Source organism: Mycobacterium sp. smrl_JER01 (assembly GCF_048513595.2).
GTDB lineage: Bacteria > Actinomycetota > Actinomycetes > Mycobacteriales > Mycobacteriaceae > Mycobacterium.
This window is the reverse complement of the sequence record NZ_JBLXXK020000001.1, coordinates 311,562-324,406: the sequence shown is the minus strand read 5'-3', so window position 1 is coordinate 324,406 and position 12,845 is coordinate 311,562. Positions and strand designations below refer to the sequence as shown.

At 69.3% G+C, this 12,845-nt stretch carries 2 protein-coding genes; one reads left to right on the top strand and one right to left on the bottom strand.

Annotated elements, in window-relative coordinates:
- Positions 1-7: 7 nt before the first annotated feature.
- Entirely contained in the window at positions 8-1,429 is a 1,422-nt protein-coding gene (locus ACNUDN_RS01530; RefSeq protein ID WP_419120299.1) for a condensation domain-containing protein, read from the bottom strand.
- Positions 1,430-1,691: 262 nt separating this feature from the next.
- Here ACNUDN_RS01530 and ACNUDN_RS01525 point away from each other — a divergent pair, with 262 nt between their 5' ends.
- Entirely contained in the window at positions 1,692-12,815 is an 11,124-nt protein-coding gene (locus ACNUDN_RS01525) for an SDR family NAD(P)-dependent oxidoreductase (RefSeq protein ID WP_419120298.1), read from the top strand.
- The last annotated feature ends 30 nt before the right edge of the window (positions 12,816-12,845 follow it).

Below are 12,845 nucleotides of genomic sequence, written 5' to 3'. Positions count from 1 at the left end.
TCCCACGCTAGGCGACGCGTCCCCAGTGTCCGCCGTCGGCGACCAGTCCCGACACCGACTTCATGGTGTTCATATAGCGTTCGACCGATTTCTTGGCGACCGGATTGTCGGGGTGCATTATCGCCATCACGGTGCCCTCGCCGTACCGGAATATGTAGATCGTCAGCTGATAGGAATACCGGCCGTCGGGATAGATCCCGATATTGTCGGCCAGGCCCAATTCACCTGCCGCCAGAATGGCGTTCAGCGGTGCGGCCCCGCCGTGCAGGAAATTCGACACCGGGAAATTCGGCTGCGGCCATTTCAGCCACGGCGCCAACTCCAGCACCCGGTAGTACGGCACCTTTGCCATGTTCAGGCCCGAGTCGAAAGATGCCTGCGCCGCCCAGGCGGCCTCACCGAAGGAGGCCGCGCCGATCGGCACCACGATCGGGATCAACCCGGTGAACCAGCCCTGGGTCATGAAGTTGTCCGAGGCGTTGCGCGAATCCCGCGGGGTCAGGCCGTAATAGGTCAGCGCCCCGGTCAACTCGTGTTCCACCTGGGCCAGGCACGCGAACAGTCCGCCGACGAACCGCGCCCCGGCGCCGGCACAGGCCGCTTCGAAGCGCTCGGTCTGCGCGGTGTCCATCAGGACCTCGGACGTCATGGTGCTGCGCGCAGAATCCTTCGAATTTCCCAGCGGCAGCGGAAACTCCGGAAATCCGTCGCCGTTGTTCTCCGCGAAATCGATCCATGCCCGCACCCCCGGGGAATCCTCGGTCAGCTCCGAGGTGTGCTCCCGTTCGCGGACACAAAAGGCATCGAAGCTGCCGGCATCGGGCAGGACCAGCGCATCGCCGCCGCCGCTGAGCGCCGAATACATCCCGTTGGCCTCCATCATCGTGGTGCCGATCAGGGTGGCGTCACCGTGCACATGATCCATGGAGGCGAAGAAGCTGAAATGGTGCTCGTTCTGGATGACGCCGAAGGTGAAGCAACCCCATTCGAGTGGGCTCGGTATGTCGACGACGTGGGCGTGGATCTGGTCGACCGTCATGTGTCCGTGCTCGACCGGGACGAACTCGATGTCGGCCGGATCCTCCAGCGCATGCCGGATGAATGCGCTGTCCCCGGCGCGTTCGAACCAGCTGCGGAAGGTGTCGTGCCGGCGCAGGTAGGCGTTGACCGCATGGTCCATCGCCGCGATGTCGCACTGACCGGCGACATCACAGCTGGCGATGATCTGCCGGGAGAAGTTCAGCCCCTCGGCCGCCCGCTCGCAGTAGTTGCGCAGATGTTGGCCCTGCATGTAGCTGACGGGTACCGGGCTGACAGGCGCCTGCCGCGCCTTGTCAATTGACGCCGGCGTCGGATGCCAGGAGGTGACCGATCCCGGGCGCAGCGACCATTCTTCAAGCGCGCCAACCGTGATCTTGCCGATGCGCAAGGTTGTGGACCTCCCCGTTCAGCCGGTCCGGATCCGGCGGCACCCCGTGTCGCGGATCAACATACCCAACATCGCACCGGCATTGCCCCGCCCCGGGCGAAGCCCGGCAGCAACACCGCACACACCGTGCGGGCACGTGCGATAGTGAGGCGTCCGAGCCCGGTTCCCGGGTCTATATCCGTGGCAGTGAGTGTCATTGCGGCCGTCGATCACGATAACCTGACTGCCGAGTAAGGTGACCGCTGATTAAGGGGGAAGCGGCATGGAATCCGCAGTGCATCCGATCGAGCCGGCCCCGCGTTTCGCGGTGATCGGCTACGCGGCGCGACTCCCCGGCGCCCCGGATGCGGACGGGTTCTGGGAGCTGCTGCGCGACGGACGGGACGCAATCTCCGAGGTACCCGCGGATCGGTGGGACGTCGAGGACTTCTTCGACCCCGAACCGGGCGCCCCCGGCAAGGTCGTGACGCGACGCGCCGGTTTCGTCGACGACGTCACAGGGTTCGACGCCCCGTTCTTCGGCATGTCCGCGCGCGAGGTCCGGCTGATGGACCCCCAGCACCGACTGTTGCTGGAGACGGCATGGCAGGCCGTCGAGCACTCCGGCATCGCACCGTCAGCCCTGGCCGGCTCCAACACCGGTGTGTTCGTCGGCCTGTCCACCCACGATTACCTCGGAATGGCCTCCGATGAGTTGACCTACCCCGAGATCGAGGCCTACATGGCCATCGGGACGTCCAATGCGGCCGCGGCCGGCCGGATCAGCTACCGACTGGGGCTGCAGGGCCCCGCGGTCGCCGTCGACACCGCATGCAGTTCGTCGCTGGTGGCGATCCATCAGGCGTGCCAGGCGCTACGCCTGGGTGAATGCGACCTCGCGCTGGCCGGTGGCGCGAACGTGCTGCTCACTCCGGCCACCATGATCACCTTCTCCAGTGCCCAGATGCTCGCACCCGACGGCCGGTGCAAGACATTCGACGCCGCCGCCGACGGCTACGTGCGCGGCGAGGGCTGCGGCGTCATCGTCGTCAAGCGACTCGAGGACGCGGTGCGCGACGGGGACCGCATCCGTGCCGTCATCCGAGGCAGCGCGGTCAACCAGGACGGCGCGTCGGGCGGCCTAACCGTTCCCAACGGCGTTGCCCAGCAACGGGTTATCGCCGATGCGCTCACACGCGCCGGTGTCGAGCCCGCCGCCGTCGACTACCTGGAAGCCCACGGCACCGGGACCTCGCTGGGGGACCCCATCGAGGCCCAGGCAGCGGGCGCGGTGCTCGGCGCCGGGCGTGACCCGCGCCGGCCGCTGCTGATCGGATCGGCCAAGACCAAGATCGGGCACCTGGAGGCCGCCGCCGGGATCGCGGGCGTCATCAAGGTCATCCTGTCCCTGGAGCACCAGACCCTGCCCAAGCACCTCAACTTCACCAACCCGTCGCCGCACATTCCCTGGGACCGGCTCGCGGTCGAAGTGGTCCGCGAGACCATGCCGTGGGACAGCGACGGCACCCCGCGCATCGCCGGTGTCAGCTCGTTCGGATTCGCCGGGACCAACGCGCACGTCGTTCTCGAAGAGTCGCCCGGGGCGGCTCCGGTGTCCCAGGTCGCCGCCGGGGCGGCTCCGGTGTCCCAGGTCGCCGCCGGGGCGGCTCCGGTGCACAAGGTCGCCGCCGGGGCGGCTCCGGTGCACAAGGTCGCCGCCGGGGCGGCTCCGTACCTCCTTCCGGTCTCGGCGCGTACACCCGCGGCCCTGGCTCGGCTCGCCGGTCGCTACCGCAGCTGGCTGACCGCCAACCCGGACGCCGCGCTGGCCGACGTGTGCTTCACCGCCGGCACCGCGCGCGCCCACCTGGAACACCGCGCGGCGGTGGTGGCCGACAGCAGGGAGACCGCCGTCGAGCTGCTGGGGGCGCTCGCCGACGATCGCCCCGCGCCGGGCCTGGTCCGCGGCGAAGCCTACGAAGCCCCGAAGACGGCCTGGCTGTTCACCGGACAGGGCAGCCAGTACCCTGGTATGGCGCGCGAGCTGTTCGCCACCGAGCCGGTGTTCGCCGACACGCTGAAGCGGTGTGCCGCAGCGGTCGCCGATGTCGTCGACAAGCCGCTGCTGGACGTCATTTTCGCCACCGACGACCCCGACGCCGACCAGACTCTGCGGCAGACCCGCTACGCCCAGCCTGCGTTGTTCGCCGTGGAGATGGGTTTGGCCCATCTCTGGCAGTCGTGGGGTCTGCAACCCGATGTGGTGTTGGGCCACAGCGTCGGTCAGTACTCGGCGGCATGCGTGGCCGGCGTCCTCGGCGTCGAGGACGGCGCGCTGCTGATGGCCGAGCGCGGCCGGCTGTTCAGCAGCCTGCCCGCGGGAGGACGCATGGCTGCGGTATTCGGCGACCCCGACCGGGTCGAGGCGCTGACCGATGAGTTCACCGGCCTTTCCGTCGCGGCGTACAACGGCGCCAACACCGTGTTGTCCGGACCTGCGCACGAGCTGGAGCAGGCCGTGGACCGGCTGGTCGCCGACGGCGTGCGCTGCGACTGGCTCGAGACCAGCCACGCCTTTCACTCGGCGTTGCTCGATCCCATCCTCGACGAGTTCGAGTCCTACGCCCGACGCTTCACTTTCTCCGCGCCACAACGGATCCTGATCGACAATCGCACCGGCACCGCATTGGGCCGCAGTGTGGCACTCGACGCCGCCTACTGGCGCAGGCACGCCCGCCAACCGGTGCAGTTCGCCAAGAGTGTGCACACGCTGGCCGAACTGAACTGCAAGCTGCTGATCGAGATCGGTCCCCGACCGGTGCTCACCGCCGCGGCGTTGAGCACCTGGCCGGAGCCGGCCAACACTCCGCGGGTCATCGCCTCCCTGCGCCCCAACACGGCCGACCCGCGACAGATCACCGAAGCCGTCGCCGACGCCTATGTACTCGGCCACCTGCCCGACTTCACGGCGATCCACCCGCGGCACACAAACAAGCTCGACCTGCCGACCTACCCGTTCGAACATCGGCAGTACTGGTTCTCCGACCACCAGGATCAGGCCCGTCCCGCCGCACCTGCCGGCCCGCGCACCGAGACCGTACGCCTGCTCGAGGACGGCCGGATCGAAGAACTCGCGGCCCTGATCGACGGTGACAGCGGCGACGGTGGCACCCTCGATGTGCTGAACAAGCTTGCCGCCCAACATAATCAGCAACTCGCCAGCCAGTCCATCGCCGATGACCGCTATGAGATCCGGTGGACCCGAGCCGGCGCCGACATCGGAGCCGGCAGCGCCGAAGACTGCCTCTGGATCGTCGTCGGTGCCGACACCGGCGGCAGCGGTTCACCGGTCGACGTGGTCACCGCGCGCGGGCACCGGTGTCAGACCGTCGATCTGCCGGTGTCCGACGCCCAGGAAGACGACCTCGCCGAGACGCTGCGGGCGGCGGCCGCCGACGGACGCGAACTGCGGATCCTGCACGTCGCCGCACTCGACACCGATCCGGCCACCTCGATGAAGTCCCTGCTGCGCATGCAGCACCGCATCCTCGGCGGCACCCGGCGACTGTTGCGCGCGGCGAACGCTGCCCAACTGCGCGCCCCCGTCTGGTTGGTGACCCGGCGGGCCCAGCGCGTCACCGACGGTGACGCGGTCGCACCGGATCAGAGCTGCTTATGGGGTTTCGGCCGCGCGGCGGCACTTGAGCTTCCTCAGCAGTGGGGCGGTCTGGCCGACCTGTCCGACGGCGGCACCGATGAATGGGCCGGTCTCATCGACCGGATCACCGCCTCGCCGGGCACCGGTCCGCGTGAGGACCAGATCGCGCTGCGTGGACCGGCGGTCTACCTCCCGCGGCTGATTCGGCGGGACAGCCAATCTGACCAGCGTCCTATCGAAATACGCTCCGAAGCAACCTATCTGGTTACCGGCGGGCTGGGATCGTTGGGATTGGCGATCGCCGGTCAGCTGGCCGCGCGCGGCGCCGGGCACCTGGTGCTGACCAGCAGGCGAACGCCCGACGAAGCCACCCGCGCGCGAATCGACGCCCTGAGCGCCCAGCACGGCTGCGAGATCCGTGTGGTCGCTGCCGACGTCGCCGACGCCCACGACGTCGCACGCCTGTTGGCCGGCGTGACGGCCCAGCTGCCGCCGCTGGCCGGGATCGTGCACGCTGCCGGCGAGATCGGCACCACCGCGCTGAGCACCCAGGACGACGGCGAGATCGATCGCGTGTTCGCCGGGAAGGTCTGGGGTGCATGGCATCTCAGCGAAGCCTCGGCAGACCTGGACCTCGACTTCTTTCTCTGCACCTCCTCGATCGCCTCGGTGTGGGGTGGTTTCGGTCAGACCGCCTACGGCGCAGCGAACGCCTTCCTCGACGGTCTGGCCTGGCGACTCCGCGAGCAGGGCGTCCGCGGGATAAGCGTGAACTTCGGCCCGTGGTCAGCCGGTATGGCCGATGCGCAGGCGCGCGCCCGGCTCGACCAGCGCGGGGTGCGCGCCCTCTCCCCCGCGGACGCACTGGCGGCCCTGACCGACGTGGTCGCCGGCGCTGGACCTGCTGAACCGGCCCAGGCCGTGGTGGCCCGGATCGACTGGGCACGTTTCCTTCCGCTCTACCAGCAGGCAGGACGGCGGGCCTTCCTGTCGGAGTTGGAGCGTGAACTGCCCGCCGAGGCGCATGCGCCGGCCGCCACCACCCCGTCCGGGACGACACCACTGGTCGAGCAGCTCACCGCCGCGCCGGTTCAGCAGCGCAGGAAGCTCATCACCGACTACCTGCGGAACGCCGTCGCCGAGGTGACCCGGGTGGACGCCACCGAGATCCGCGAGGACGCCGGATTCTTCGATCTCGGTATGGATTCGCTGATGGCCGTCGAGCTGCGACGCCGCATCGAAGCAGGAGTGGGCCGTGAAATTCCGGTCACCCTGGTGATGGACCACCCACGCCTGTCGGATGCGGCGCACTATCTCCTCGGTGAAGTCCTCGGGCTGGCCGAACAGCCCGTGCCCGACCCAGCCGCCCGCACGGCGATGACGGCGCGCACCGACGAACCCATCGCGATCGTCGCGGTCTCGTGTCGTTTCCCCGGCGCCGCGGACCCGGAAGCGTTCTGGGAGTTGCTATCCGGCGGCGTCGACGCGATCCGGGAGGTGCCCGAGGACCGGTTCGACATCGACGAGTTCTACGACCCGGACCCCGACGCCCCCGGAAAGACGTACACCCGGTTCGGTGGTTTCCTGGACGGGATCGACGGATTCGATCCCGAGTTCTTCGGCATCTCCCCGCGCGAGGCGGTCTGGATCGAGCCGCAGCAGCGACTGGTGCTGGAGACGGTGTGGGAAGGCATCGAGAGGGCCGGGTACGCTCCGGCCGCGCTGCGCGGCAGCCGGACCGGGGTCTTCATGGGCGTCGCGGCCAACGAGTACGCGCATCTGCTCTCGGCCGAGTCGATCGACAAGATCGAACCGCACTTCATCACCGGTAACGCGCTCAATGCCATCTCGGGCCGGGTCGCCTTCGCGCTGGGACTCGAAGGTCCGGCGGTCGCCATGGACACCGCCTGCAGTTCGGCGTTGGTGGCCGTGCACCAGGCCTGTCTGGCATTACATTCCGGTGATTGCGATCTGGCCCTGGCCGGTGGAGTCAACGTCCTGCTCAGCCCGGTGACGGTGGTCGCGGCGTCCCGCGCCAGGATGCTCTCACCGGTCGGACGTTGCAAGACCTTCGATGCCTCGGCGGACGGTTACGTGCGCTCCGAGGGCTGCGGCGTCCTGGTACTCAAACGACTCAGCGACGCCGAACGCGACGGTGACCGGATCTGTGCGGTCATCCCCGGCAGCGGGGTCAATCAGGACGGCGCCTCCAGCGGCCTCACGGTGCCCAACGGGGGCGCGCAGCAGCGACTCATCGGGACGGTGCTGGCCCGGGCCGGTCTGACCGGCGGTGAGGTCGACTACCTGGAAGCGCACGGCACCGGCACCCCGCTGGGCGATCCGATCGAGGTCCAGGCGGCCGCGGCCGCCTACGGCGGTTCCCGTGAATCCGACCGGCCGTTGCTGATGGGGTCGGTCAAGACCAATATCGGTCACACCGAATCAGCCTCCGGCGCAGCCGGTCTGATCAAGGTCGTGTTGTCGTTGCAGCACGAGATGCTGCCGCAGAGCCTGCATTTCGACAACCCCTCCCCGCACATCCCATGGGACACACTCCCGGTACGGGTCGTCGACCAGGCGATGCCGTGGCACACCGACGGACGGCCCCGCCGCGCGGGGGTGAGTTCGTTCGGATTCACCGGCACGAATGCTCATGTGCTGGTGGAGGAGGCGCCCCGACCGGCCGTCCCCGCGCCCGTCGCCGACATCCCCGCTGAGCAGGACCGCCCGGCTGCCGAGGCGTCCCAGCAGCCGGTCGATGTGCTGCCCCTGTCTGCCCGGTCTCCGGAGGCCCTGGTGGCACTGGCCCAGCGCTACCAGGCCTGGTTGGCCGCGCACCCGGATGCCGACCTCGCCGACCTCTGTCGCACCGCCGGCGCGGGTCGCTCGCACTTCGAGCATCGCGCCGCCCTGGTGGTCGATTCCGTCGCCGCGGCCCGGGACGGACTTTCCGACCTCGCCGAGAACCGGCTGCGGCCCGGTGTCGTGCGGGGTGAGCACACCCACCACCCCACCACCGCCTGGCTGTTCACCGGCCAGGGCAGCCAGTACCCGCAGATGGCACGCGAATTGTTCGACGCTGAACCGGTTTTCGCCGAGACCGTGAACAGATGCGCCGAGGCGGTCGACGACATCCTACCGAGACCGTTGCTGGAGGTGCTGTTCACCACCGACCGGCGTACGGGAGAGTCCCTGCGGCACACGTCATTCGCGCAGCCGGCGATCTTCGCCGTGGAGATGGGACTGGCCCGGCTCTGGCAGTCATGGGGTATCGAGCCCGATGTGGTGCTCGGGCACAGCGTGGGGCAGTACGCGGCGGCGTGTGTGGCCGGTGTGTTCAGCCTCGAGGACGGTGCACGCCTGATGGCGCAGCGCGGCAAGCTGTTCGGCAGCCTGCCCGAGGGCGGGCGAATGGTGGCGGTGTTCACCGAGGCCTCGCAGGTCGAGGACGCCGCAGGTGAGTTCCCACGGGTGTCGGTCGGGGCGTACAACGGACCCAACACCGTGCTCTCGGGCCCCGGCGAGGACCTCGAGCAGCTGGTGGGCAAGTTCACCGACGAGGGCATCCGCTGCACCTGGCTGGAGACCAGCCACGCCTTCCATTCCGAGCTGCTGGATCCGGTGCTCGACGAGTTCGAGACCTACGCCGCGCAGATAGCGTTCGCCGCACCGACGCTGCCGTTGGTCTGCAACCGCACCGGCGCCGTCATCACCGGCCAGACCCCGCTGGACGCACCGTACTGGCGGCGGCATTCACGGCAGCCGGTGCAGTTCGCCGAGAGTGTGCGTACCGCGGCGGCGCTCGGGTGCTCGGTGCTGATGGAGATCGGTCCGCAGCCGGTCCTGACCGGTGCCGCGGTTCAGGTGTGGCCCGAGCACCTGCCGCCTCCGCGTGCGATCGCGTCCTTGCGCAAGAGCGTGTCCGACCGGCGTCAGATCGCCGACGCCTTGGCGGCCGCCTACATTGCGGGGCTGCGACCCGATTTCGCCGCGCTGCACCGGGGCGCCCCGCGCCGGCTCGAGCTGCCCACCTATCCGTTCCAGCGCCGCCGCTTCTGGCCCAGGACGGCCGGGATGGCCCTCGACGGCGGCGTCGGTCCGGCGGTGTCCGGAATTCTGGGCAGCGGCAAGGATCTCGCCTCCGGCGATTCGGTGTACACCAGCAGGCTGTCGGTGAAATCGGCGCCGTGGTTGGCCGACCACGTCATCTACGGCACCGTCGTGGTCCCCGGTGCGACATACGCGGCCATGGCGCTGGCCGCCGTCGGGACCCCGGCGCACGCCGACGACGTCTTCTTCTACGAGCCGATCATCCTGCCCGAGAAGAGTTCTCGGGAGGTACAGCTGACCTTGCATCCGCTCACCGACGGCGGGGGCTGGTCGTTCACGGTGCACAGCCGGCCATACGGCGAGCGCGCCGCAGAGTGGTCCCTGAACGCCGAAGGCAAGGTGTCCACCGGGCTTGCGGACGGGCTCGGGGACGGCTCGCGCGACGCCTCGGGCGACGACAGAGCTGAGGTCGACGCCGTTCCGGTGGACGAGGCGATCGAGCGTTGCACCCGGCTGCGCCCCCAGGAGTTGTTCGAGACGTTCGCCGATCTGGAACTGGCGTGGGGGCCGACCTGGTCGGGGTCGCTGAAATCGTTGTGGCTCGGCGACGGCGAGGCCATCGGCGACATCCTCGTCGGCGAGGAACTGGCCGAACAGCTCGGTACCGAACCGATGCACCCGGTGCTGATGGACCTGTGCACCGGCGTGGCCTTCCCGGCGTTCCCGGCGCTGCTGGCCGCCGAGCAGGGAGTCAACGACCTGTTCCTGCCGTTGCGGTACGGGCAGGTGACGCTGAAGGAGAAGATGCCGCGGCGGTTCTACTGCCGCGCCCGCTGGCGCAGCGGTCCGCTTGACAGCGAGACCCAGGTCTTCGACATCGACTATGTGGATCGGGACGGCCGAAACCTGGGCGGCATCCGGGAATTCACGGTCAAACGCGCGCCCCGCGAGGCACTGCTGCGCGGCCTCGGCGGTGATTCCACTCGATTGCTCTACACCCTCGGGTGGCATGAAGTCCCCCCGCCCGCCCCGGATGGCGGCCCCGTCGGCGGTTGGCTGGTTGCCGGTTTCGACGAACTGGCCACCCGAATGCCGGGTTGTATCCCGTTCGACCGCAACACCGACTCCGAGCTGCTGGGGCAACTGCTGGCGCAGGCCAACCACCGGGGCGTCCCGTTCTCCGGGGTGGTGTGGCGTTGCGCCGGCGCACCGACCGGCACCGGCCCTGCGGGTGCGAGGAGTTCGCCGGCCGCGAGCGCACGCATCGAAGCCGAGATCTCGCAGTTGCTGAGCGCCGTGCACGCAGTGCAGAGCGACGGGGTGAAGCTGCCCGGCGGGCTGTGGATCGTCACCGAGCGCGCCGTGGCCACCGAATCAGGTGAACCGGTCGACCCGGCGCAGGCCGCGGTGTGGGGATTCGGACGCACTGCGATCAACGAGGAGCCCGCACTGCACTGCAGGCTGGTCGACTGCGACGGCTCAGCGGAGGCGGTGCACGCGCTCGCCGATCTGCTGGCCGCGCCCGTCGACGAGCCGGAGATCGCGGTGCGACAAGGCAAACTGCTGGCTTCACGATTGCTGCCGTGGTCGCGCAGCGGACACCTGACTGTGCCGCGCTCCACCGACTACGCCCTGGCCCCCACCGAGCGGGGTGCCATCGACAACCTGCGGCTGACCGAGGCGGAGGTGCCGGCTCCGGCCGAGAACTATGTGCAGGTCCGGGTGGAGGCCGCCGGCTTGAACTTCCGGGACGTGCTCAACGTTCTGGGCCTCTACCCCGGTGATCCCGGGCCGATCGGCGGGGACTTCGCCGGCACCGTCACCGCGCTGGGCGAGGGCGTGACCGGCCTGGAGGTCGGCCAGCGTGTCTACGGGTTCATGCAGGGCGCCTTCGCCAGCCGGTTCAACGTGCCCGCACAGCTGGTTGCGCCGGTCCCCGACGGGGTCACCGCCGTCGAGGCAGCCACCATTCCCGCTGCGGCACTGACGGTTCGGCTCGCGTTCGATTGGGCGCAGCTGCGTCCCGGCGACCGGGTATTGGTCCACGCCGCCAGCGGCGGCGTCGGTTTGGCCGCGGTGCAGATGGCCCAGCAGTGCGGCGCGACGGTCTTCGCGACCGCCAGCACCTACAAGCGGGCGACACTGCGCGAGCTGGGTGTCGATCACGTCTACGACTCGCGCAACACCGATTTCGCCGACCAGATTCTGGCCGATACCGACGGCGCCGGCGTGGACGTGGTACTCAACAGCCTCACCAGCGAGGGGTTCCTGGACGCGACGGTGCGCGCGACGGCCCGGGGCGGCCGCTTCGCCGAGATCGCCAAGCGCGATATCTGGACACCCGAGCAGATGGCCGAAGTCCGTCCCGACATCGCCTACGAGATCGTGGCGTTGGACACCGTGACCATGGTCGAACCCGAACGGATCCGGCGGCTGCTGACCGAGGTGTCGGAGGGGCTGGCCAAGGGTGAGTGGACCCCGCTGCCCGCCGAGGTGTACCCGCTGACCGAGGCTCGCGCCGCCTTCCGGCGTATGCAGCAGGCCCGCCACATCGGCAAGATCGTGCTGCAGACACCGCAACCGTTGCAGCCGCGCGCCGACCGTAGCTACCTGATCACCGGCGGCCTCGGCGCCATCGGCCTGCACACCGCCGCCCACCTGGCCCAACTCGGTGCCACAGACCTGGTGTTGACCAGCCGACGCGCCCCCGACGCGGACGCCGAACGCCGGATCGCGGAAATCACCGAGCGCCACAAGTGCCGCATTCACGTCTACCCCGGCGATATCGGTGACGAGGGTGAGGTCACCGGGTTGCTGGAGCGCATCCGCGCGGAGTTGCCGCCGCTCGCCGGGGTTGTGCATCTGGCCGGTGTGCTCGACGATGCGCTGCTGTCCGCGCAGACCGTGGATCGCTTCCGAACTACGCTCACGCCGAAGGCTTTCGGCGCCCTGCATCTGGATCGGCTGACCGCTGAGGACGATCTGGACTTCTTCATCGTGTCCTCGTCGGTGTCGAGCTTGTTCGGCTCGCCGGGGCAGGCCAACTACGCGACGGCCAACGCGCTGCTCGACGGACTGGTCGCGCAGCGCAGGGCCGCGGGCCGGCCGGCGACGGGTATCAACTTCGGCCCGTGGGCCCAGGGCGGGATGGCCTCGTCCGAGGCCGCGACCGCCAATATCAGCGCCCAGGGGCTGATACCGCTGGACCCCTCGGCCGCGTTGAGCGCGCTCGTCGAGGTCCTTGCCAACGGCACCGGCCAGGCGACGGTCATCAAGGCCAACTGGGCACGTGCGGCGAAGGTGCTGGGTAGCTCGCGCCCCCCGATCCTCGATCTGGTGTTGCCGAGTGCGGCCGGGGAGGTGGTCGGAGACAGCGAGTTGCTGCGGCAGCTGCAGGAGATTCCGGTCCCGCAGCGCGCCGCGTTCGTCACCGAGTTCCTGCAGCGGGAGGTGCAGAACTTCCTGCGGCTGGCCCAACCGCCCGCCGCGACAAGTCGATTCCTCGACCTGGGCACGGACTCGTTGATGGCGATCGAACTGCGCAACCGGCTGCACAGTCAGTTCGGTGGCGCGTTCACGATCAACGCGACCGCGGTGTTCGACTATCCGACCATCGGCGGTCTGGCCGACTACCTGGTGAACCAGCTACCCGACGCGCAACCGCAACCGGAGGACCCTGGTCCCGACGTCACCGAATGACCACAACCGCGCTCCGCGGAGCGCGGGCCG

Coding starts and splice junctions, on each gene's coding strand:
- ACNUDN_RS01525 (WP_419120298.1), top strand. CDS start 1,692: ATGGAATCCGCAGTGCATCCGATCGAGCCGGCCCCGCGTTTCGCGGTG.